A 21,550-nucleotide genomic window follows, 5' to 3' on the forward strand; every position below is an offset into this window, starting at 1 on the left:
TGCCTCAACCGATGGTCGCGGCAATTTCCTTGAGCCGGTCGAGCGTCTTCTGCGCGTCGGCGGCAGATTCCTCGGGGCCCATCCAGTAGGCCTCCAGCGTGTTGTCCTGAAAATACTGGACGATCTCGGGATCGGCGATGGCCTTTTCCAGAGCTTCGGCAAGCATCGCCACGTGCTCGTCAGGGGTATCCGCCGGGGCCAGCCACCAGTTCGGATTCGCCCATGTCACGTCATAGCCGAGTTCCGTGGCCGTCGGCACATCGGGCAGCTGCGCCAGCCGTTCGGTGCCGAAATAGACCAGCGGCCGCAGACCTTCCTGCTGGGCCAGATATTCCGAGGCCGCGAACAGCGCGATATCGGCATTGCCGCCAAGGATCATCCGCAGACGGTCAGCCCCGGAATTGGCGGTGACGTAGCGCGTTTCGAACCCGGCGGCATTGGCCAGCATGGCGCCGACAAAATGCGGGATGGTGCCGATGCCCACCGCCTCGACCAGCCCGCGGGGATTGTCCTTGAGATGGGTCACCAGATCGTCGAGCGTCTGATAGGGGCTGTCTTCGCTGACGGTCCAGACCGGGCTGCCGCCGCCGGTATAGCCGATGGATTTGAACTCGCCCAAGCTGAAATTGCCCAGATCCATGGCGATCGCGATCAGAAGCTGATGCTGCCAGTGCAGGATGGTCTGGCCGTCAGGCGCGTCGCGTCCCATCAGGTTGACGGCGTTGCTGCCGGCGCCGCCATCCGCGTTCACGATGGCCATGGGCTGCGACAGCCAGCCATTCGACTGGATTTTCTCCGCCAGCATCCGCGCCACCACATCGGTGCGCCCGCCGGGTTTGAACGGCACGATGATCTTGACAGGCCGCGACGGAAATCCTTGGGCGTGTGCCGCCCCTGCAAGATGTCCGGCGGCAAGGGCCGCTCCCGCTCCGATGGCAAAGGCACGGCGGCTCACGCCCGCCTTCCGGGTGTTCGTCGACATAACAGTCCTCCCTGTTGGCTTTCCCGCTCTTGCGCCGAAAAGGTCCAACCAATATGAATGATTCTTGTTATCTGTCCAGACCAGTTTTGGACCCCGCAAAAATCAGCCGCTGCTGTCGGAGCAGGATCGCCCCCGCCGCACCGCCAAGACGGAGTTCACCTCATGCCCCAGACCGACCCTCGCCCCGACATCGTGATGGTGATGACCGACCAGCATGCCGCACGGGTGCTGGGATGTGCAGGCGATGGTGCGGCGCGGACACCCGCGCTGGACGCGCTGGCGGCGACGGGCACCCGGTTCGACACCTGCTATTGCCCGTCCCCTCTCTGCGTGCCGTCGCGCATGGCGTTTCTTTCGGGGCTGGAGCCGCATCAGTCCGGGGTGCTTGGCAATGACGATTACCTGCCCTCCGACATCCCGACCCTTGCCCATGCGCTGGGGGCGGCGGGATATGACTGCAGGCTGGTGGGCAGAATGCATTTCTACGGCCCCGACCAGAGCCACGGCTTCGACCGGGTGCTGGGGGATATCGGGCCGAACTGGCCCGGATCCGGCGCCCCTGACATCGGCCCGCTGACCAAGGGGCGCGGCAACCGCGGCCCGGAGCTGGCACATTCCGGCGTGGGCGAGACCTCCTATCAGGCCTTCGATGCGGCGGTGACCGCTCAGGCGCTGGACACGCTGGAGGATCTGACCCGGCAGCGCCAGCAGACCGGGCGGCCCTTCTTCTGCCTGATCTCGCTGTTCTGCCCGCACCCGCCCTATATCGCCCCGCGCGCGGATTTCGACGCGCTGGCCGGGAGCGTGCCGCCGCCCCGCCTGCCCGTGCCGCAGCAGGAGCCCCCCGCCATCGCGGCATGGCGCGCCGCAGGGGATCTGGCGGACCTTTCGGCAGAGGCGGCGCAGACCAGCCGCACCGCCTATTACGCGCTGGTCTGCGGCATCGACCGGCTGGCGGGGCGCGTGTTCGAGGCGGTGGCGGAGCGGCCGGATACGGTGAGCATCTACACCTCCGACCATGGCGAGGCGCTTGGCGAACGCGGGCTCTGGTGGAAAAGCACGATGTATGACGAAAGTGCCAAGGTGCCGCTGATCCTGCGCGGCCCCGGCTTCGAGGCGGGGCAGGTGGACAGGCGGGTGTGCAACCTCATGGATCTCTCCGCCACGATCCTGTCGCTGGGCGGCGCGCGGCTGCCCGGCCATTGCGGCCATGACCTGCGCGACCGCACCCGCCCCCAGACCAGCGTCAGCAGCTATTACGGCGGGCTGATGAACATCTCCCTGCCGCCGCAGCGGCACAGGATGCTGCGGCACGGGCGCTGGAAGCTGGTGTGGTATGACGGCCTGCCCCCGCAGCTCTTCGACATGGACCGCGACCCCGACGAGACCACCAACCTTGCCTCCTGCCCCGACCATGGCGACCTGCTGCTGGACCTGTCGCGCGATCTGCTGGCTGGCTGGGAGCCGGGGCGCATCGCGCTGGCGCAGCGGCGCAAGGCGGCACGGACAGCCCTCCTCCGCGACTGGGTGACCGCGACCCGCCCGGCCGAACCGGTGCGCTGGCGCGACCCCGATCCGCAGCGCAACCGCTACACCTGACCCGGCTTGCCCCGGTCACAGCGCAGCGCGCCGGGGCTCCGGCCGGGATCAGGACGGTTGGTCTTGAACATGCTGCCTGGCCTACAGCCGTGGACGCCACGCAGTGCCATGCCCGCGCAACAGCGGCATGGTCCCGACCTTGACGCGGCGCCCCCTACGAGGCGCCGTCGTAGACACGGGCCGCGACATCTCGGGGACGCGCGGTGGCGCGAGGCTAAAGCAAATCTTCGACGGTGCTCAGCAGCTTTGCGCTTTTGAAGGGCTTCTGAAGGATCGCGTTCGCCCCGAAAAGCTCGGCACTGCTGGTGATGCCACGCAGCTCGTCAGTGCCGGTAAGGATATACCGGGATCCTCCGGTGACGATCAGGATGGGCGTCTTCTTGCACAGCTTGCGGATCTGCAGGACCATTTCCAGCCCGTCAAAATGCGGCATGAACAGATCCGAAATGATCAGATCGAAGCTTTCCTTGGCAAGAATCTTGGGGACAAGGTCGGAGTGACTCTCCACCGTCACGTCGTGACCGGCGGATCCAAGAATTGCCTTCATGGTCGCCGCGACGGCGGCATCATCATCTACGATAAGAATTTTCGCCATTATCAGCCTTTCTTTTTTGGCGAGACACGGCTGCATGCGTGCGGAAGTTTCACGGCGCCGTGAATCCGCGCAGGCAAGAAGCCTATGGCGAGATGAGCCGCGCCGCCCCCGGGCGCAGACCGGTCTTGTTGCCACCTCAGCACACGCTATCAGAGACCTACAGAGCCGGTCGCAGTCCAGCCACCAAGATCCAAGCTTCCGGAATTTTCGACACAGGCCGAAACGGCGATGACCGTGGCGGTCTGGTACCTTGCCTGCGGCGACAGGAGCCCCGCCTCTGCGCCCTGCAGCGCTTGATCCTTCCGCAGGGCCGCACCGCCCGGCACCGGTGCCGCCCTCGGGATCGCATCTTGTGCCGGCTTGTCCTGGCGGGAGGGAAAAACCATGCGAGCGGAGCTGTCGGCGCCACCACACCGGCAGTGCGATGGCCAGCCGGAAACCCGCAGTGCTGGCGACCCTCTCAAGACCTGTGCTGCCCGGGCTGTCAGATCGGGCCGGCCAGAGCGGGATAAACCGCCCTCCACGTCGTTGCGGAGCGCTTAGACCGGGGAGCCGGCGGTCAGGGCGTCCAGACGCAGGGCGACATGCAGATCCATCGCCACCACCGGATCGCGCCAGCCTCCGGTGACCTGCGCGAGGGTGTTCAGGCGCTGCCGCGCGGTGTTGACATGGATGCCCAGAGCCGCCGCGGTAAGCGCAAGGCTGTGCTGGTTGTCGAAATAGGCCAGCAGCGTCGCCTTCAGCCGGGCGCGCCCCTGCGGGTCGCGGCCTTCGATCGGGGCCAGACGGCTGGCCACGAACTCGGCGATCCGCGCCGGATCCGCCGTCTCGAAGATGCGGGCGAACAGGTTCACCTCGCGTTCGGGCAGGAACCGGTCCAGTGCCGCCAGCCGCGACATGACCCGCAGCGCCTTGGCGACACGGGCGTAATGGCCCGCCGTGCCGTCCAGCTCCGCAAAAGGATCGGACAGCAGCCCCCCGGCCTTCTGGTCGGGCCGAGCCCGCGTGAGGGCTGCAAGGAAGCTGGCGATCGCCTCGGCGGTGCCGATGGCCAGACCGTGATCGTCGATGACATCCACAAGAATGTCGAGGCGCGCGCCGGCATGGCGCAGGGTGTCGATCTGGCCGCGGCGGTCCGGGCCGCGCAGCAGGATCAGCGCCAGCTGCACCGGCTGGCCCGGCGCCAGCTTCAGCCGGTCCCGCACCGCAGCAAGCGTCGGCGCGTCGGGTTGGGTCACCAGCGCCAGATGCCGCAGCAGCGTCGAGGAGGCGATCTGCCGCTCGGTCTCGCGCTTTTCGGTCCAGAGCTTGGCGATGGACAGGGCGACGGCGCTGCGTTCGAGATTGCGCATCTGGATGTCATCCACCGGCCCGCGCAGGCAGATGATCAGGCTGTCACCCCGGCCCCCGCCATTGTGCAGAGCCAGCGCCAGACAACGCTCGTCCGCTTCCTCATGCACCGGGGCGGCGCGGCCATGGGCACGGGAGGTGGCGATGGCCGACAGGATCCGGGCCTGATCCAGCCCGCCCTGCCGCAGCCGCGCGACAAGCCCGCCGTCATAGCCCGGCGGCACGACCTCGTGGCGCAGGCTCAGCGTGTCGTCCCGATACTGGATCGCGCCATCGACAAGCGCCGCCATGCGCCGCATGAACATCGACAGATCCGCCCCCTGCGCCAGCAGCGACATCATCTCGTCATGGGCCTGCGCCGAAACCTCCACCCTGCTGATATGCTCCTCCAGCGACTGGCGGCTCTGCTCGGCCTCGGTCAGGGCGCGGGTCAGCTGGGCAAAGTTCTTCGCATTGCGCATGGCCACGCCCGCATGCAGGGCGAAGGATCCCAGCACCGACACCTCGCGCCCGGTATAATGGCGGGCATAGCGGTCGGCGACAAAAAGCAGCCCCTGCACCTTGCCCTCTGACAGGATCGGAAAGCCTGCCAGCGACATGATCCGCTCTGCCCGGAACTGCCGGTCGAGGCTTTCGGAATGGCTGAACCGCGGATCGGCCAGATAATCCTGCGTGGCAAAGAAGCTTTTGGTCGCCATGACGACGCTGACCGCCCCCCGGTCGATGCTCGCGGTCATGCGCGCGGTGCCGGGGGAGAGATGCCCCTCCGTCGCAAGATTGTGGAACAGCTGCGCCTCCTCGTCCAGCGTCGTCACCCAGGCCAGATGGGATCCGACGAGGTCGCGGGCGCGGCTGACGATCTTCTTCATCAGATCCTCCAGCGCCAGCGTGCGCGACAGATCATGCGTGGTCTCGATGAGCAGGTTGAGCGCACGCTCCACCGAGGGATCCTGCGGGGCCGCGCCCGGTGGCGTCTGATCTGTGTCATTCATACATAAAATTCCGGTCAGAACGTGCATCATCGACATACGCTGCCGCCGCAAGCCATGACAAGCATGGACGACAAGTTTTCCGGACAGAGAGACCGCCATGCTGGACGCCGAGCAGATCGAAGCCTTCCGCACCGCCTTCCCCGAAACGGAGCAGCATCCGGATCCGACCGAGAGGTCCGGCGCGCCTGCCGCGGCGGGCGGGACCAAGGCAGCGGATCCGACAGCGCAGGACCGGGCGCGATGAGCCATCTCGACCGCCTGCGTCCCGAGCCGGGCCTGAAGGTTCTGGTCACCGCCGGGGCCTCCGGGCTGGGCGCGGCCATCGCCGCGGCCTTTCACGAGGCCCGCGCCGAGGTGACGGTCTGCGATCTGGACCAGCAGGCGCTGGACCGCTTCGCCGCCGCCCATCCCGGCGTCACGGCCCAGCACGCCGACGTGTCGGATCCCTGCGCGGTGGACGCCCTGTTCGACGGGTTGGACGGGCTTGACGTGCTGGTCAACAATGCGGGCATCGCCGGGCCGACCGGGCCGATCGACAGTCTGGAGGTCGAGGACATCCGCCGCACCCTCGACGTGGACGTGATGGGGCAGTTCCTGACCATCCGCCGCGCCGCGCCGCTGCTGCGCGCCAGCCGGTCCGGGGTGATCCTCAACATCGCCTCCGTGGCCGGTCGGCTGGGATATGCGCTGCGCACGCCTTATGCGGCGGCAAAATGGGGGGTCGTCGGCCTCACCGCCAGTCTGGCCAAGGAGATGGGGCCGGACGGCATCCGGGTGAACGCGATCCTGCCGGGGCCGGTGCGCGGCGCGCGGATGGAGGAGGTGATCCGTGCCCGCGCCGCCGCCCGGGGGATTCCTGTGGAGGATATGGAGGCGGAGTACCTGTCCAGCATCTCGCTGCGGCGGATGGTGGATCCGGAGGATGTGGCAGGCCTTGCGCTGTTCCTATGCGCGCCTGCGGGACGAAACATTTCAGGCCAGTCGATCAGCGTCTGCGGAAACGTGGAGACGCTGTAGGCCCGTTTCGGCCATCCGGCCGGGGCGACATGCGAGGGAGGAGTTCAAAATGATCGTGGCACTGTGTTTCTGGGGAGGAAGCATCGCCTTCAGCATAGGGGTGTCGCTCTGGCTCTGCAGCCGGATCGAGGCCTCGGGGGTCAGACGGTGGGGCGCAACCGGCAGCCTGCTGCGCTATGACGGGGCGGACAAATGAGCGCGTCCTATTACATCATCTTCGGGGCCTATCTGGCCTTTCTGGTCTGGACCTGCATGAAGAGCATGAAGCAGGTCGAGACCCTGTCCGATTTCACCACCGGCGGTCACCGGATGGGCCTGCTGCTGGGCATCGGCACCACGGTGGCGACATGGGTCAGCGTCGCCTCGGTGATGGGCGTGCCGGGCTTTCTTTACCGCACCGGGGCCGCCGCGATCATCGGCTGGGTGGCAGGCTGGTTTCTGGCCACCGCCGTCATGCCGATCCTTGCCAACCGGGTCCGTCGCCCGCAGATGCCCGCCCGCACCTTTCCCGAATTCATCCGCATGCGGTTCGAGCCGTTCGCCCGCACCAGCTATCTGCAGCTTCTGGTCGCAGCGCTGATGTTCGTGGGCTATTTCATCTTCTGCCATCTGCAGGTCGTGGGCTTCGGCATCGTGTTCAACACGATCACCGGCATCCCGTATGAATATGCGATCTTTGCCTTTCTCGCGATCCTGATGCTGACCTCTCTGGGCGGGTTCTGGTCGGTCGCGGCCACCGACACGCTCAACGCCATCCTGATCCTGACCGGCCTCGCCTTCGGCACCGGCGCGGTTCTGGCGGCGACCGGCGGGCTGGGGGCCATCCTCGACACGATCGCCGTCACCACCGCGCCGATCAATGTCGGCGGCGAACCGATGGAGCCGGGCATCATGCTGTCGCCTGCGGGCACGTTCGGCTGGTCGGTGCTGCTGGGGATCTTCATGGCGAATGCCGTGGGCGCCTCGGTCGCGCCGCACTGGATCAACCGCTTTCTGGCGCCCAAGAACAGCAAGGCCGCCGTGCTGCAGATGATGTGGGCGCTGCTGGCGCTGATCCCGATCTTCGCCTGCCTGATCGTCATCGGCCTTGGCGCCAAGGCGCTGCTGCCCAGCCTGCCCGAAGGCCGCACCACCGATTACATCATGCCGCTGATCGTCCAGAGCCATGCTCCCGCCTTCGTGGGCGCCATGACGCTGATCGCGCTGCTGGCGGCGGCGGTCTCCACCGCCAATTCGATGCTGCTGAACTGCGGGACGTCGATCTATTACGACATCTACCGCCAGCTGAAGCCGGGTCAGCCGGTCGATGACCGGGCCGCGACCCGGCATCTGCGGCTTGCCGTGCTGGGGCTGGGCTTTCTTGCCGTGATCAGCGCGATCAAGCCGCCGCTGCTGCTGGCCATGGGCTTCACCTATGTCTATGGCGCCTTCGGCGCGGCCTTCATGTGGCCGGTCTGGCTGGGGCTGTTCTGGAAACGGATGAACCGCGCGGGGGCCTATGCGGGCATCGCGGTCGGGGCCACGGTGTTCATCGCGGCCCGGCTGGGCGGATCGGCCAATGCATTTGCCTGGGGCGCGGCCTTTTCTCTGGGGGCGACGCTGGTCGCCGTCTACCTGACCCCGCGCCCGCCCAAGGAGGCATGGGAGCCCTATTTCGAGGCCGAGGTCAGCCCCTCGACCCGCGCCGTCGCCCTGCGCATCCAGCGCGAAAGCGATGCCACGGCCCCGGCCAGCCAGCCATGACCCGGGCCGCGATCATCGGGGCCGGATCACTCGGCACCGTCATCGGGGCGCTGATGGCGAAAGGAGGTCGGCCAGTCGAACTGGTCGACACCCATGCCGCCCATGTGCGGGCGCTGAACGCCCATGGCGCCTGCATCAGCGGCCAGATCACGCTCTGCCAGCCGGTGCGCGCCCTGACCCCGGACCAGATGCGGGGCAGCTATGATCTGGTCTTCCTGCTCACCAAGCAGACCACGAACCCGCAGGTGCTGGCGGATCTCGCCCCGCATCTGCACGAGGACAGTCTGGTCTGCACCCTGCAGAACGGCATCCCGGAACCGGCGGTGGTCGCCGCACTGGGCGCGCGGCGCGTCATCGGCGGCACGGTGGGATTTGGCGCCACATGGCTTGGCCCCGGCCAGTCCAGCCTGACCACCGCCGCGGAGGTGGTCCGCGACCATGCCTTCGAGATCGGCGAGATCGACGGCCCGCCCCGCCCCCGTCTGGATCTGGCGCAGGCCTATCTGGGCTGCGTCGGTCACACCCGGCTGCTTGACGATCTGATGGGCGTGCGCTGGTCGAAGCTGCTGATGAACGCCACCTTCAGCGGCCTGTCCGCGGCCTTGGGCTGCGATTTCGGCGAGGTGCTGGACAACCCGACCGCGCTCCGCGCCGTGCTGCGGATCGCCGAAGAAGTCGCCCGCGCCGCCCGGGCCGAGGGCCATGACCTTGCTCCCCTGCAGGGCGAGGACTTCCGGCAGTTCGCCTGCCCCGGCGATGCGGCCACGCTCACCATGGTGCACCGGATCTGGAACCCGCACCGGCGGCTGCGCGCCTCCATGCTGCAGGATCTGGAAAAGTGCCGGGACACCGAGATCGACCATATCAACGGTCTGGTCTGCGCCGCCGGGCGCAGGCACGGCTTTGCCACGCCGGTCAACGATCTGGTGGTGGCGCTGGTCCACGAGGCGCAGGCCCGGCGCATGCAGCCCGGCTTCGCCAACATCCGCCGCTTCGCCGCGCTGCTCGACAGCGCGCCGGATCCGGCGCAGCCCTGAAAGGACATCCCATGGCGTCCACGCCCCCGAAGGTCATCATCACCTGTGCCGTGACCGGTTCGGTCCACACCCCCTCGATGTCGGAGCACCTGCCGCTGACCCCCGACCAGATCGTCGAGAACGCGGTCGGCGCCGCCGAGGCCGGGGCCGCGATCCTGCACCTGCATGCCCGCAACCCCGAGGATGGCAGCCCGACCGCCGATCCCGCCGTGTTCGACCGGATCGTGCCGCGCATCCGCGACCGCACCGATGCGGTGATCAACATCACCACCGGCGGCAGCACCCGGATGACGCTGGACGAGCGTCTGGCCTATCCGCTGCAGCTGAAGCCAGAGATGTGCTCGCTCAACATGGGATCGATGAACTTCTCGATCCATCCGGCGGCGCGCCGGATCCAGACATGGAAATATGACTGGGAAAAGCCCTATATCGAGGGCATGGAGGACATGATCTTCCGCAACACCTTCCGTGACATCAAGCACATCCTGCGGGTTCTGGGCGAGGACTACGGCACGCGGTTCGAATTCGAATGTTACGATGTCGGGCATCTGCACACCCTCCGGCACTTTGTCGACGAAGGTCTGGTGAAGCCGCCGTTCTTCATCCAGACCGTGCTGGGGATCCTCGGCGGGCTTGGCCCCGATCCGGAAAACCTGATGGTCATGCGGCAGACCGCCGACCGGCTCTTCGGTCGCGAGACCTACCGCTTTTCGGTGCTGGGCGCCGGGCGGCATCAGATGTCGCTGCTGACCATGGGCGCGATCATGGGCGGCAATGTCCGCGTCGGTCTGGAGGACAGCCTGTTTCTGGGCCGCGGGCAGCTGGCCCGGACCTGCGCCGAGCAGGTCGAGAAGATCCGCCGGATCCTGTCGGACCTGTCGCTGGACATCGCCAGCCCCGTAGAGGCGCGCCAGATGCTCGGCCTGCGCGGCACAGGGGCGGCCTGACCGGCTACTGCCATTGCCGAGTCTGCCGCCGCATGCCGCAAGCGGTCCTGCAGCCCGGCCGGGACGGCGCCCTCCGTCCGCCGGATCAGGCGGCAGCCTTGCCCGCCTGTCCGGCCCGCGGCAGCGGATGGCGGCGCGGGCAAGGCATTGCGAGCTTCTGCCCAGTCGCCCTGCCAAGGACGACAGGGCGATGCGGCAGGCAGGGCGCCCTGTCGTGGGACACGGAAGCAGAGCGCTTACAGGCCGCCCCAGTGCAGCGCCTTGGTCTCGAGATATTCGTCTATACCCTCCTGCGCGCCTTCCCGTCCCAGACCCGAGGCCTTGACGCCACCGAAGGGCGCCACCTCGTTGCTCAGGACACCGGTGTTCAGGCCCACCATGCCGAATTCCAGCCCTTCCCCGAACCGGAAGGCGCGGGCCATGTCACCTGTATAGAAATAGGCGGCAAGCCCGAAAGGGGTGCCATTGGCGAGATCCAGCGCCTCTTCCTCGGTCTCGAAGCGGAAGATGGGCGCAACTGGACCAAAGGTTTCTTCCGAGGCGAGCCGCATCTCGGGCGTGGCCCCGGACAGGACCACCGGGTCGGCATACTGGCGTGGCAGGTCGCGCGCCGTTGTTTCCCGGCGGGCGCCCCGGTCCAGCGCATCCGACACATGGGCGGAGATCTTGTCGATGGCGGCCATGTTGATCATCGGTCCGATGGTCACGTCTGTCTTCGTGCCCGACCCGACGATCAGGGCATCGACCCGGGCCGCAAGTGCCGCGACGAAGGCATCATGGATGCCCGACTGGACCATGATCCGGTTCGCGCAGACGCAGGTCTGCCCGCCGTTGCGGAATTTCGACTGCATCACGCCCTCGACCGCCGCCTCCAGATCGGCGTCGTCGAAGATGACGAAGGGCGCGTTGCCGCCCAGCTCAAGGCTCAGGCGCTTCAGGGTCGGCGCGCATTGCGCCGCAAGATAGGCGCCGACGCGCGTCGAGCCGGTGAAGGAGAGCTTGCGCACCACCGGGCTTGCGGTCAGTTCCGCCCCGATGGCCTCGGGCCTGCCGGTCAGCACGTTCAGCACACCCGCCGGAATGCCCGCCCGTTCCGCCAGAACGGCGAGGGCGAGGGCCGAGAAAGGCGTGAAATCCGAAGGCTTGATGACCATCGTGCAGCCCGCCGCCAGACCCGGCGCGACCTTGCGGGTGATCATGGCGATGGGAAAGTTCCACGGCGTGATGATCGCACAGACGCCCACCGGCTCTTTCGTCACGAGGATTTTCTTGCCCTTCTGCGGCGAGGGGATGATCTTGCCGTTGATCCGCCGCGCCTCTTCAGCGAACCAGCGCACGAAGCTGGCGCCATAGCCCACTTCGGCCCGCGCCTCGGACAGCGGCTTGCCCTGCTCTGCGGTCAGGATCTGCGCCAGATCCTCGGCATGGTCATGGATCAGCTGATACCAGCGCATCAGGATGTCGGCGCGGTCGGCATGGGTGCGGGCGGCCCAGCCCGTCATCGCCTGCGCGGCGGCGGCGATGGCCTCCCGGGTCTCGGCGGCGGTACAGTCGGGCAGACGGCCCAGACTCGCGCCGGTGGCGGGGTCGGTCACCTCCAGTTCGGGCCGCGCGATCCAGCGCCCGTCGATCAGGGCGGCGATGCGGAACAGGTCGGGATCCTGCAGGTTCATGGGAGCGTCTCCAGTTCGGCGCGGATCTGCGCGGTGACCTTGTCGGTCGCGTCCCGCCCGGGCACGGTGCCGATGCCCTTCGCGGTGGTGGCTTCAATGGCAGTAAGGATGGCGCGCGCGGCCTCGGCCTCGCCCAGATGGTCCAGCATCAGGGCGGCGGACCAGATCGCGGCGATGGGATTGGCGATGCCCCGTCCGGCGATGTCGGGGGCCGAGCCATGGACCGGCTCGAACATCGACGGACCGCTGCCATCGGGGCAGATATTGGCCGAGGCCGCAAAACCCAGCCCTCCCTGGATCGCGGCGCCGAGATCGGTCAGGATGTCGCCGAAGAGGTTCGAGGCCACGACCACGTCAAGGCTTTCGGGCGCCATGACCATCCGCGCCGCCATTGCGTCGATATGCATGTGGGCGACGGTGACGTCGGGATAGTCGGCGGCCACCTCGCGCGTCACCTCGTCCCAGAACACCATCGAGAATTTCTGCGCATTGGATTTTGTGACCGAGGTCACATGGCCCCGCCGCTGGCACGCCTGATCGAAGGCGAAGCGCAGGATGCGCTCCACGCCGTTGCGGGTGAAGATGGCGGTTTCCACCGCCACCTCGTTGCGTCGGCCCTGATGCACCCGTCCGCCCGCGCCAGAATATTCGCCCTCGGTGTTCTCGCGGATGCAGAGGATGTCGAAAGCCTGCGCGCGCAGCGGCCCCTCGACCCCGGGCAGCAGGCGATGGGGGCGGATATTGGCATATTGGTCGAAAGCCTTGCGGATCGGCAGCAGAAGCCCGTGCAGCGAGACGCTGTCAGGCACGCTTTCCGGCCAGCCCACGGCGCCGAGATAGATCGCGTCGAACCCGCGCAGGGTCTCGATCCCGTCTGACGGCATCATTGCCCCGGTGGCGATATAATGCGCGCAGGACCAGTCGAACCACTGCGGCGCCAGCGCAAAGCCGCACCGCGCGGCTGTGGCCTCAAGGATCTGCATCGCGGCGCCGGTCACCTCGACGCCGATCCCGTCGCCGGGGATCATGGCCAGCCTGTAGGTCTTCATCGTCGTCTCCGCTCCGGTCATCAGAATTCGGCCACCTTGCCCCATTGGCTGCCCCCGAAACGCGCCAGCCGGTACTGCCTGACTTCGGTGAGGGGCGGACGGCCCAGCAGGATGTCGGCCACCAGATGCCCGACGCCCGGCCCGATGCCGAAGCCATGGCCCGACAGGCCCGCCGCCAGCACGAGGCCGGGAATGCCCGTGTCGCCGTCGATCACCGGCACGCCGTCGGGGGTGCTGTCGATATAGCCCGCCCATGCCGCATCAACCTCGGCGTCGCGCAGCGCGGGCAGCAGGTCACGCGCGCGGCGCAGGGTCAGCTCGATCAGCCGCGCCGAGGGGCGGGGATCGAGGATCCGCATCCGCTCCATCGGGGTGGGCGCGTCCAGCGACCAGCGCTGCCGCGTCTCGAACCCGGCGCGCCATGCCTGCGCCCCGCCCGGGCGCAACACCCGCCAGCGCCGGGCGAACATCGGCAGGAAATGCTGCATCCCCCGCAGGGCCCCCGGCGTCGGGTCCAGATTTGCCAGCCCCGAAACGGCCAGCGTATGCCCGCCATTTGCGCGGCGCGTCACCGTGATCGGCGCCGTATGCAGCGTGTCGGGCAGATCCGGCGTGCCCGCGCGCACCGACAGGATGGAGCTGCGCACGGCGGCCTGCGGAAAGGCGACGCCCAGCTGATACATGAAGCTCGCGGCCCAAGCCCCGCCCGCGACGACAACCGCGCGGGTGCGGATGGTGCCCTTTTCGGTGACCACCCCCGCGACGCGCCCGGCTTCCAGTTCCAGCCCGCGGGCGGCGCAGGTCTGCACCACATGGCCGCCATGCTTCATCACGCCCTTGGCGATCAGCGGTGCTGCGCGCGCCGGATCGGCGGTGCCGTCCGTGGGCGACCAGACCCCGCCCGCCCATGACCGGCCTGTCGCCGCGCCGCGCGTGCTCGCCTCTTCGGCGGTCAGCATCCGCGTGTCGATGCCCTCGCCCCGGGCAAAACGGCCCCATCTGGCCCAGCCCTCGATCTCGTCCGGGTTGTTCGACAGATACAGCAGGCCGCAGCGCGAGAAGCCCAGACTGTCGCCCAGATCGGCGCCCATCTCCTCCCACAGGGACAGGCTGTGGGTGGACAGGGGCAGTTCGCGCGCATCGCGGTTCTGCTGACGGCACCAGCCCCAGTTGCGGCTGGACTGCTCGGCCCCCACGGCGCCCTTTTCCACCAGCACCACCTTCTGGCCGGCCCGCGCCAGCCAGTAGGCGGCGGAAACGCCGACGATCCCGCCCCCGATCACCACGCAATCGGCGTCGGACGGCACAGCATCGGGGGTCGCGATTGCAAGACATGGGGCAGGCATGGGGCACTCCGTTCAGGCTGTGGCGACCATATCGGCGCGTGCGCAGCGGGATCTGTCGCAGAACGCCCACAAACGGCATTTTCTGTTGAAACCGGCTGGTAAATGAAGTGCTGTGATCCCGCCATCCTACGGCGGCCTGTCACGCCCTGCCCCGGCATAGGAGCCATGATGACCCCTGCCTACAAACTCGACCGGATCGACATCAAAATCCTGGCTGTCCTGCAGCGCAATGGCCGGATCACCAATGTCGAGCTGGCCGACGAGGTCAGCCTGTCGCCCTCGCCCTGCCTGATGCGCGTCAAGAAGCTGCAGCAGGCTGGCTACATCACCGGCTATTCGGCGCAGATCGATCTGGCACGGCTGGGGCCGACCCTGACCGTCTTCACCGAATTCACGCTGAAGAACCACCGCCAGATCGACTTTGCCCGCTTTCAGGAGGCGCTTGGCAACATCGACAACTGCGTCGAATGCCATCTGGTCTCGGGCGGTTACGATTACCTCGTAAAGTTCGTGACGGCAGGGATCGACGAATACCAGCTGATCGTCGAAGGGCTGATCGACCGCGAGCTTGGCATCGACAAGTTTTTCAGCTTCGTGGTGCTGAAGACGCCGTTTTCCAAGCAGCACATCCCGCTGACGCGGCTCTTTGACGAGCAGGCCTGACCTGCATCAGTAGCCAAGGGCGGCATCCACCCGCCCCGGCAGCGCTGCGCCGCTCTGCAGCGCGCGCATGACCGCAATGGCGTGCTGCGCACCCTCCGCCGCATCGGTCTGTGCTGCGACATGGGGGGTGATCACGAGGCGCGGGTGGCGCCACATCCAGTGATCCGGCGGCAGGGGCTCGGGGTCCGTGACATCAAGCATCGCGCCCGACAGCTGTCCCTCATCCAGCGCGTCCCGCAGCGCGGCAGGGTCCAGATGCGCACCGCGCCCGGCATGGACAAGCCCCGCCCCGCGCGGCAGCGCGGCAAAAGCCTGCCGCCCCAGAATTCCGCGCGTCTCTGCGGTCAGCGGCAGCAGGCAGACCAGCAGATCGGTGCGGGCCAGAAAGTCATCAAGCCGCGCGGTGGGATAGACCGGCACCGCCCCGTCGCGTCCGCTGCGCGACAGTCCGGCAACCTCGAACCCAAGCGCGGAGAGGCTGGTGGCCACCAGACCCCCGATCCGGCCCATGCCCATGATCCCCACCCTGCGGCTGGAGGCCAGCCGCACCGGCTGGCTCTGCCACAGTCCCGCGCGGGCCTGCTGCAGGTAGGTCGGCATGTCGCGATGCAGCATCAGCGTCGCCATCACCACCCAGTCGCGCACCATCGCCTCGATCCCGGGGGCCAGCGTGCGGACCAGCGCCACGCCCTCGGGCAGGGGCGGAAGATGATCGACGCCCGCGCCGACGGACAGGACCACGCGCAGGTTGGGATAGCGCGTCAGATCTGCGGGCGGGATCCAGCAGGCGATCGCGGTCACCTCGGCCGGGTCGGTGACGGCAGCCTCGCCCGCGATCATGCGCAGGCCTGCCGCGTCGAACATCTGCTGCCAGACCGGCAGGCGGGCGGGTGTCGACACGAACAGAAGCGCCATCAGCCCAGCACCGCGCGGATTTCGGGGTCGTCCAGCGTCAGGTCCAGCACCTTGCGGGTCCGCGCCACGATCTGGTCGATTTCCTCTGCCGTGCAACAGAGGGGCGGCGCATAGCCGAAAACGCCCTGCGGAAAGGCCCGGACGATCAGCCCCTGATCCCAAGCCCGGTCAAACAGGCGCGTCGCAGCGCCCAGTTCTGCCGGAAGCGGGGTTTTCGCCGCCTTGTCGGTGACCAGTTCGACCGCGGCGAGCATCCCGCGCCCCCGCACGTCCCCGACCAGCGGGTGATCCAAGAGCCCGCGCAGGCCCGACTGCAGCCGGTCGCCCATCACCCGCCCGTTTTCCAGCAGGCCGCCTTCATAAAGCGACAGCACCTCCAGCGCGACAGCCGCCGAAACGGGATGCGCGGAATAGGTGAAGCCATGCCCGACAGCCTTGGCCCCGGCGAAATCGGCAATGGTCTGATAGACGTGATCGGACATCAGCACCGCGCCCATCGGCGCATAGCCAGAGGTCAGCCCCTTCGCCACCGTCATCAGGTCGGGCACGATGCCCTCGTCCTCGCAGGCAAAAAGCGGGCCGGTGCGCCCGAAGCCGGTGATGACCTCGTCCGCAACGAACAGGATGCCCAGTTCGGCACAGACCGCGCGCAGGGCGGCGATCCAGCCCGGCGGCGGCACCAGCACCCCGCCCGAGCCCTGGATCGGCTCGACATAGAAGGCGGCGACACGGTCCTCGCCGATCTCGGCCACCTTGGCGCGCAGTTCCGCCACCGAGGCCGCGATGACCGCCGCCGGATCCGCGCCGTTCGGATTGCGGTAAAGGTCGTGCGAGGCGATCTTGTGCTGCCACTCATGGGGCACGCCAAAACCGTCATGGAACAGCGGCAGCGCCGTCAGTCCCGCGCCCATGCTGGTCGAGCCGTGATAGCCCGAGGCGACCGAGATGAACTGGTCGCGTCCGGGCATCCCGCGGGCATGCCAGTAATAGCGGATGAAGCGGATCGTGCTGTCGACCGCGTCCGAACCGCCAAGCGTGAAATAGACATGGTCCAGATCGCCCGGCGCCCGTTCGGCCAAGGCGGCGGCCAGACGGATGGGGGCTTCGGTGCCAAGGTCGAAATAGCCGGTGGCATAGGGCAGCTGACGCATCTGGCGGGCGGCGGCCTCGACCACGCTCTCCTGCCCATAGCCCGCGTTCACGCACCACAGGCCCGCGAAGCCGTCGATCAGCTGCCGCCCTTCGGACTCGGTGACCGTCGCGCCCTGCCCCGAGGTCAGAAGCCGGACCCCGCGCGCCTCGTGCCCGCGAAAGGAGGATACGGGATGGACAAGGTGCCTCCGGTCGAGTTCGACCAGCGAATTGGCGGCGGGGGAACGGGTCAGCATGAAGAACTCCTGCGCTCAGCCAAGGGCTTGCGAGATAAGGGCATATGTCTGGTAAAGGGAGGGCGCGCGCGGACAGGCGGCGCGGACCATGGCGGTTCCGCCGCCCGCCGCGCGCAGCCCGAGCGTTTCGGCGAAGGGGGCAAGCCCTTCTGCCTCGGGCAGATCCATCCGCAGGAAGCGGCCCGCAAGGTGACTGGCCCCGGCGGCCATCAGCGCGCGGGCGGCACCCGGATCGCGCGCGACCACCGGGCCCAGCACATGGCCCCGGCCAAAGGCGCGCAGCAGGGCAAAGCCGCCCTCGGTGCGCAGCGTCCTGCCCTCGCGGGCGATGCGGCCCAGCAGCGCGGCCCGCGCCATCCCGCTCGCCTCGAAATCCATCCGCGCCAGACGCTCGGGATCGGCAGGGCCAGCCTCCACGGGGCGTTCCGGCGGGGCGGCTTTGGCCAGACCCTGAAGCTGCAGGATCCGGCCCGCATCGGCGAAGCCGAGCTTGCGATAGAGCGGCTTGCCTTCCTCGGTCGCGACCAGACGCAGCTCGCGATCCCCGGCAAGGTCGATGATCGCCTCCATCAGGCGAAGGCCGATGCCGCGCCCGCGCAGGGCCGCATCGACGATGATCATGTTCAGCGTGGCGACCGGCCCGTGCAGCGAGCAGAGCGCCGTGCCCATGATCCGCCCGTCCACGACCGCCGCGACCCCCTGTGAGACCGACAGGGTCAGCGCCCAGTCCTCGGCCCGGTGCGGCCAGCCGACCGCCTGCGACAGGGCCAGCGCGCCGGGCAGATGGGCGGTCTCGAAGCGCACCAGGTCGATGGCGACGGGATCGGGGGTGTCAAACTGGGTCATTGCGGGATTCTCTGTGGTGTTTCCCTAAAGGTAGGCGAGAGGCTGCGGCATCTTCGGCTCGATCCGGGCAGGCCGTCGCAGCTTTGCGCCCCGCCAACGGGCAGATGCCGCAGAATATGCGGTCAGGCGCAGGCATGCTCGCCCAAGCGCCGGATCATGGCGCAGGTCGCGGCCAGCTCGTCCCGGGTCAGATATTCCTCGGGCTTGTGCGCGCGGTCGATATCGCCGGGCCCGCAGATGACGGCGGGAATGCCCGCCTGCTGGAACAGCCCCGCTTCGGTTCCGTAGCTCACCGCGCCCAGAGGCGCCCGGCCCGACAGATCGCGGGCCAGCGCCGCAAGGGGATGGCCGGGATCAAGCGCCAGCGCCGGATAATGCGCCAGTTCCTGAACCTCGACCCCCGCCGACCCTGCCGCCGCGCGGACCGGGTCGAGCAGGGTCAGCGGCTCCACCCCCGCGATGGCGCGGGCCTCGATCTCGGCGGTGGCCGCGTCGGGAATGATGTTGAGCGCCTGCCCGCCCGCGACGGTGCCCACCTGAAGGCTGGAGAAGGGCGGCGCGAAGCGGTCATCCTGCGGACCGGCCTCCAGCGCGCGGGCCTGCGCCACCGCTGCCGCCAGCGCCGGAACAAGGGCGTGGATGGCATTCGCCCCCAGATCGGGGCGCGAGGAATGGCCGGGCACGCCGCGTGCGACCAGCCGGACCGCCGCTTTGCCCTTATGCGCCAGCACCGGCGTCAGGTTCGACGGCTCGCCGATGATCGCGCCTGCGGGCGGCGCGCAAAGCTCCGGCAGCGCGGACAGCAGATGCCGCACGCCGCGGCAGCCAAGCTCTTCGTCATAGGACAGGGCAAGGTGAACGGGGGCCCGCAGATCCATCGCCGCAAGCTCGGGGGCCATGGCCAGCATCGCCGCCACGAACCCCTTCATGTCGCAGGCGCCGCGCCCGATCAGCCGCGCGCCGTCAGACCGCAGGGTGAAGGGATCACCCTGCCACCCCGGCTCGGTCGCAGGCACCACGTCCAGATGGCCCGACAGAACATAACCGGGCCGGTCAGCGGGCCCGATCGTCACAAAGAGGTTCGCCCGGTCCCCCTCGGGTCCGGGCAGCACATGGGCGCGCAGGCCGTGCCCCGCCAGCCAGTCCTGCACGAAGCTGATGATCGGCCCGTTGGGGCGGCCAGAGACGCTGTCGAAACCGACAAGCCGGGCCAGCATTGTCTCAGCGGTCGGGATCGGGGAATTCATGAGGCGGCCTCCTTCTGCGTGGCAACCTGAACATGCCCCAGCCCGCGCCGTGGCAACAGCCGACTTCTCCCGCCCACCGGCAGGCCGTGCCGCTACTGGCCCGAGAAACGCAATTTCCTGCCTTGGCCCGGGCGAACGCAGCGAGTCCCGTCGCGAAAAGGCCGTGATGATGGGCCATCATCCTGAACCGGAGACGACCATGACCTTCCGCCCCAAATTCGTCACCTTCGACTGCCACGGCACCATGATCTATTTCGACATGGCCGGGGCGGCGCGCGACCACTACGGCGACCGGCTTTCGCCCGAGCAGATGGAGGTGTTCATCCGCGACTTCTCGGCCTATCGCCTGGACGAGGTGCTGCATGACTGGAAACCCTATGCCGAGGTGGTGCATAACGCCCTGCAGCGCACCTGCAAGCGCAACAGCCTGCCCTTCGATCCCGCCGTGGCGGCAGAGATCTACACCCGCGTGCCAAGCTGGGGGCCCAACCCGGACGTGCCCGCAGGCCTTGCCCGGGTGGCCGAGGAATTTCCGCTGGTCGCCCTGACCAATGCGATGAACGACCAGATCCCCCATAACATCGCCAAACTTGGCGCCCCCATCGCGCATGTGCTGACGGCGGAAAGCGCTGGCGCCTACAAGCCGCACATGCGGGCCTTCGAGTATATGTTCGACACCCTGAACTGCGGCCCCGAGGATGTGCTGCACGTGTCCTCCTCCTTCCGCTACGACCTGATGACGGCGCATGACCTTGGCATTGCCAACAAGGTCTGGGTCAATCGCGGCCACGAGCCCGCCAATCCCTATTACGGCTATACCGAGATCGCCGACATCTCGGGCCTGCCCGGCGTTCTGGGTCTCTAGCGCATGAAGATGCTGTCCTACTGGCACGACACCGCCCCCGTCTTCGCTGGCGCGGAGGCGGGGCCCGTCGAGGGCCGTTTCGACGTGGCGGTGATCGGCGCGGGGTTCACCGGGCTCAATGCGGCCCGCAGGCTGGCGCGGGCGGGGGTCACGGTCGCCGTGCTTGAGGCGAGCCATGTCGGGGCTGGCGGATCGGGGCGCAATGGCGGGCACCTGAACAACGGCATCGCCCATGGCTATGCCGATGCGGTGGCCCATCTGGGCCCCGAGCGGGCGCGCGCGCTCTATCACGCCTATGACCGCTCCATCGACATGATCGCCGAGCTGATCGAGGAAGAGGGACTCTCCTGCGATTTACGCCGCGCCGGCAAGCTGAAGCTGGCTTCAAAGCCGGGCCATGTCGCGGGGCTGCGCGCCAATCAGGAGCTTCTGGCGCGCGAGGTGGATCCCGAAACACGCTGGCTGTCCAAGGAGGCGCTGACCGGAGAGATCGGATCCGACGCCTTCCATGGCGCGATGCTGTCCGAGAAATCGGCGATGATGCATATGGGCCGCTACCTGCACGGGCTGGCGGAGGCCACGCAGCGCCACGGCGCCCGCATCTGGGAAAACGCGCCCGTCACCGGGCGCAGCCGGTCGGGCACGGGCTGGACGCTGGACACCCCGCGCGGGCAGATCAAGGCCGAGCGCGTGATCGCCGCGACCGGGGCCTATAGCGCGCAGGTGCCGGGCGCGCCCTTGGGGCATTTCCGCAAGCGCATGATCCCGATGGCGTCGTTCCTCATCGCCACCCGACCGCTGAGCCCCGCCGAGGTTGCCGCGACCCTGCCCGGCCACCGAACCTGCGTGACCTCGCGCCTCATCGGCAATTATTTCCGTCTTTCGCCCGACAACCGGCTGATCTTCGGCGGAAGGGCACGGTTTTCGGCGCGGTCGGACCAGCGTTCGGACGCCAAGTCCGGGCGGATCCTGCGCGCCGCGATGACGGAGATTTTCCCGCATCTGGCCGGGATCCAGATCGACTATTGCTGGGGCGGGCTTGTCGGCATGACCCGCGACCGCTTCCCCCGCGCGGGGCAGGCCGACGGGATGATCTACGGTATGGGCTATTCCGGCCATGGCGCGCAGCTGTCGACCCTGCTGGGGCAGGTGCTGGCCGATCAGGCGATGGGACGCACGGACACCAACCCGCTGGAAGGGATGGACTGGCCCGCAGTGCCCGCCCTCAACGGCAAGCCGTGGTTCCTCCCGCTGGCGGGGCTGTGGTTCCGGCTGAAGGACCGGCTGACCTGACCG

General features: G+C 68.1%; 20 protein-coding genes. 10 read left to right on the forward strand and 10 right to left on the reverse strand.

All coding sequences use genetic code 11. From position 1 onward, the window contains the following. Positions 1-4 precede the first annotated feature (4 nt). Entirely contained in the window at positions 5-982 is a 978-nt protein-coding gene (locus VK682_RS11670; protein WP_324781936.1) for a tripartite tricarboxylate transporter substrate binding protein, read from the reverse strand. Positions 983-1,144: 162 nt separating this feature from the next. Here VK682_RS11670 and VK682_RS11675 point away from each other — a divergent pair, with 162 nt between their 5' ends. Beyond that, positions 1,145-2,581 carry a sulfatase-like hydrolase/transferase gene (locus tag VK682_RS11675; protein ID WP_324781937.1) on the forward strand — a complete coding sequence of 479 codons (1,437 nt, stop codon included), beginning with the start codon at positions 1,145-1,147 and terminating at the stop codon, positions 2,579-2,581. Between the two features lie 214 nt (positions 2,582-2,795). Here the strand turns inward: VK682_RS11675 and VK682_RS11680 are convergent, their stop codons facing one another. Both VK682_RS11680 and VK682_RS11685 read right to left on the reverse strand, forming a co-directional pair. After that, complete coding sequence (locus VK682_RS11680; protein ID WP_324781938.1) at positions 2,796-3,176, reverse strand: response regulator transcription factor; 381 nt, start codon at positions 3,174-3,176, stop codon at positions 2,796-2,798. Between the two features lie 539 nt (positions 3,177-3,715). After that, positions 3,716-5,518, reverse strand: a complete 1,803-nt coding sequence (locus VK682_RS11685) for a helix-turn-helix domain-containing protein (protein ID WP_324781939.1) — start codon at positions 5,516-5,518, stop codon at positions 3,716-3,718. Positions 5,519-5,615: 97 nt separating this feature from the next. On the opposite strand from VK682_RS11685, the gene VK682_RS11690 reads away from it, so the two are divergent. The 6 genes from VK682_RS11690 to kce are packed head-to-tail and all read left to right on the forward strand — an operon-like array spanning position 5,616 to position 10,262. Further along, a complete protein-coding gene (locus VK682_RS11690; RefSeq protein WP_324781940.1) occupies positions 5,616-5,762 on the forward strand; it encodes a hypothetical protein in 147 nt (48 codons plus the stop codon). Further along, positions 5,759-6,535 (forward strand): SDR family oxidoreductase, encoded by a 777-nt coding sequence (locus VK682_RS11695; protein WP_324781941.1) that lies wholly within the window; start codon positions 5,759-5,761, stop codon positions 6,533-6,535. Before VK682_RS11690 ends, VK682_RS11695 begins: the two co-directional genes overlap by 4 nt. 49 nt (positions 6,536-6,584) lie before the next feature. Continuing rightward, positions 6,585-6,731, forward strand: coding sequence for a hypothetical protein (locus VK682_RS11700; RefSeq protein WP_324781942.1), 147 nt, complete (start codon positions 6,585-6,587; stop codon positions 6,729-6,731). Next, positions 6,728-8,278 carry a sodium:solute symporter family protein gene (locus VK682_RS11705; protein WP_324781943.1) on the forward strand — a complete coding sequence of 517 codons (1,551 nt, stop codon included), beginning with the start codon at positions 6,728-6,730 and terminating at the stop codon, positions 8,276-8,278. Before VK682_RS11700 ends, VK682_RS11705 begins: the two co-directional genes overlap by 4 nt. Further along, a complete protein-coding gene (locus VK682_RS11710; RefSeq protein ID WP_324781944.1) occupies positions 8,275-9,315 on the forward strand; it encodes a ketopantoate reductase family protein in 1,041 nt (346 codons plus the stop codon). The genes VK682_RS11705 and VK682_RS11710 overlap by 4 nt, the downstream gene beginning before the upstream one ends. An 11-nt stretch (positions 9,316-9,326) precedes the next feature. Then, complete coding sequence (gene kce / locus VK682_RS11715) at positions 9,327-10,262, forward strand: 3,5-dioxohexanoate:acetyl-CoA acetone transferase (protein ID WP_324781945.1); 936 nt, start codon at positions 9,327-9,329, stop codon at positions 10,260-10,262. 236 nt (positions 10,263-10,498) lie between these two features. On the opposite strand, the gene VK682_RS11720 is transcribed toward kce, so the two are convergent. The 3 genes from VK682_RS11720 to VK682_RS11730 are packed head-to-tail and all read right to left on the reverse strand — an operon-like array spanning position 10,499 to position 14,330. Continuing rightward, positions 10,499-11,935: an NAD-dependent succinate-semialdehyde dehydrogenase gene (locus VK682_RS11720; protein WP_324781946.1), complete on the reverse strand. Its 1,437-nt coding sequence runs from the start codon at positions 11,933-11,935 to the stop codon at positions 10,499-10,501. After that, the gene (locus VK682_RS11725) at positions 11,932-12,984 is read right to left on the reverse strand and encodes a tartrate dehydrogenase (RefSeq protein ID WP_324781947.1); all 1,053 of its coding nucleotides are present in this window, start codon (positions 12,982-12,984) and stop codon (positions 11,932-11,934) included. The genes VK682_RS11720 and VK682_RS11725 overlap by 4 nt, the downstream gene beginning before the upstream one ends. A 20-nt stretch (positions 12,985-13,004) precedes the next feature. Next, positions 13,005-14,330: an NAD(P)/FAD-dependent oxidoreductase gene (locus tag VK682_RS11730; RefSeq protein WP_324781948.1), complete on the reverse strand. Its 1,326-nt coding sequence runs from the start codon at positions 14,328-14,330 to the stop codon at positions 13,005-13,007. Between the two features lie 168 nt (positions 14,331-14,498). Between VK682_RS11730 and VK682_RS11735 the strand changes: the two genes are divergently transcribed. Further along, a complete protein-coding gene (locus VK682_RS11735; protein WP_324781949.1) occupies positions 14,499-14,993 on the forward strand; it encodes an Lrp/AsnC family transcriptional regulator in 495 nt (164 codons plus the stop codon). Positions 14,994-14,999: 6 nt separating this feature from the next. Here VK682_RS11735 and VK682_RS11740 read toward each other — a convergent pair whose 3' ends face one another. The 4 genes from VK682_RS11740 to argE form a co-directional block, all read right to left on the reverse strand. Continuing rightward, entirely contained in the window at positions 15,000-15,908 is a 909-nt protein-coding gene (locus VK682_RS11740; RefSeq protein ID WP_324781950.1) for a 2-hydroxyacid dehydrogenase, read from the reverse strand. Continuing rightward, positions 15,908-17,296 (reverse strand): aminotransferase class III-fold pyridoxal phosphate-dependent enzyme, encoded by a 1,389-nt coding sequence (locus VK682_RS11745; RefSeq protein ID WP_324781951.1) that lies wholly within the window; start codon positions 17,294-17,296, stop codon positions 15,908-15,910. Before VK682_RS11745 ends, VK682_RS11740 begins: the two co-directional genes overlap by 1 nt. Positions 17,297-17,311: 15 nt before the next feature. Then, positions 17,312-18,142: a GNAT family N-acetyltransferase gene (locus VK682_RS11750; protein WP_324781952.1), complete on the reverse strand. Its 831-nt coding sequence runs from the start codon at positions 18,140-18,142 to the stop codon at positions 17,312-17,314. Between the two features lie 122 nt (positions 18,143-18,264). After that, positions 18,265-19,389, reverse strand: coding sequence for an acetylornithine deacetylase (gene argE / locus VK682_RS11755; protein ID WP_324781953.1), 1,125 nt, complete (start codon positions 19,387-19,389; stop codon positions 18,265-18,267). 199 nt (positions 19,390-19,588) lie between these two features. Between argE and VK682_RS11760 the strand changes: the two genes are divergently transcribed. Next, complete coding sequence (locus VK682_RS11760) at positions 19,589-20,254, forward strand: haloacid dehalogenase type II (protein ID WP_324781954.1); 666 nt, start codon at positions 19,589-19,591, stop codon at positions 20,252-20,254. Positions 20,255-20,257: 3 nt separating this feature from the next. After that, positions 20,258-21,547, forward strand: coding sequence for an NAD(P)/FAD-dependent oxidoreductase (locus tag VK682_RS11765; RefSeq protein ID WP_324781955.1), 1,290 nt, complete (start codon positions 20,258-20,260; stop codon positions 21,545-21,547). Positions 21,548-21,550 lie beyond the last annotated feature (3 nt).

Source organism: Salipiger marinus (genome assembly GCF_035481585.1).
GTDB classification, from domain to species: domain Bacteria; phylum Pseudomonadota; class Alphaproteobacteria; order Rhodobacterales; family Rhodobacteraceae; genus Salipiger; species Salipiger marinus.

Bases quoted from the DNA above. Each gene is read 5' to 3' on its own strand.
- VK682_RS11670 (WP_324781936.1), bottom strand. From the start codon at position 982: ATGTCGACGAACACCCGGAAGGCGGGCGTGAGCCGCCGTGCCTTTGCC.
- VK682_RS11675 (WP_324781937.1), top strand. From the start codon at position 1,145: ATGCCCCAGACCGACCCTCGCCCCGACATCGTGATGGTGATGACCGAC.
- VK682_RS11680 (WP_324781938.1), bottom strand. From the start codon at position 3,176: ATGGCGAAAATTCTTATCGTAGATGATGATGCCGCCGTCGCGGCGACC.
- VK682_RS11685 (WP_324781939.1), bottom strand. From the start codon at position 5,518: ATGAATGACACAGATCAGACGCCACCGGGCGCGGCCCCGCAGGATCCC.
- VK682_RS11690 (WP_324781940.1), top strand. From the start codon at position 5,616: ATGCTGGACGCCGAGCAGATCGAAGCCTTCCGCACCGCCTTCCCCGAA.
- VK682_RS11695 (WP_324781941.1), top strand. From the start codon at position 5,759: ATGAGCCATCTCGACCGCCTGCGTCCCGAGCCGGGCCTGAAGGTTCTG.
- VK682_RS11700 (WP_324781942.1), top strand. From the start codon at position 6,585: ATGATCGTGGCACTGTGTTTCTGGGGAGGAAGCATCGCCTTCAGCATA.
- VK682_RS11705 (WP_324781943.1), top strand. From the start codon at position 6,728: ATGAGCGCGTCCTATTACATCATCTTCGGGGCCTATCTGGCCTTTCTG.
- VK682_RS11710 (WP_324781944.1), top strand. From the start codon at position 8,275: ATGACCCGGGCCGCGATCATCGGGGCCGGATCACTCGGCACCGTCATC.
- kce (WP_324781945.1), top strand. From the start codon at position 9,327: ATGGCGTCCACGCCCCCGAAGGTCATCATCACCTGTGCCGTGACCGGT.
- VK682_RS11720 (WP_324781946.1), bottom strand. From the start codon at position 11,935: ATGAACCTGCAGGATCCCGACCTGTTCCGCATCGCCGCCCTGATCGAC.
- VK682_RS11725 (WP_324781947.1), bottom strand. From the start codon at position 12,984: ATGAAGACCTACAGGCTGGCCATGATCCCCGGCGACGGGATCGGCGTC.
- VK682_RS11730 (WP_324781948.1), bottom strand. From the start codon at position 14,330: ATGCCTGCCCCATGTCTTGCAATCGCGACCCCCGATGCTGTGCCGTCC.
- VK682_RS11735 (WP_324781949.1), top strand. From the start codon at position 14,499: ATGACCCCTGCCTACAAACTCGACCGGATCGACATCAAAATCCTGGCT.
- VK682_RS11740 (WP_324781950.1), bottom strand. From the start codon at position 15,908: ATGGCGCTTCTGTTCGTGTCGACACCCGCCCGCCTGCCGGTCTGGCAG.
- VK682_RS11745 (WP_324781951.1), bottom strand. From the start codon at position 17,296: ATGCTGACCCGTTCCCCCGCCGCCAATTCGCTGGTCGAACTCGACCGG.
- VK682_RS11750 (WP_324781952.1), bottom strand. From the start codon at position 18,142: ATGACCCAGTTTGACACCCCCGATCCCGTCGCCATCGACCTGGTGCGC.
- argE (WP_324781953.1), bottom strand. From the start codon at position 19,389: ATGAATTCCCCGATCCCGACCGCTGAGACAATGCTGGCCCGGCTTGTC.
- VK682_RS11760 (WP_324781954.1), top strand. From the start codon at position 19,589: ATGACCTTCCGCCCCAAATTCGTCACCTTCGACTGCCACGGCACCATG.
- VK682_RS11765 (WP_324781955.1), top strand. From the start codon at position 20,258: ATGAAGATGCTGTCCTACTGGCACGACACCGCCCCCGTCTTCGCTGGC.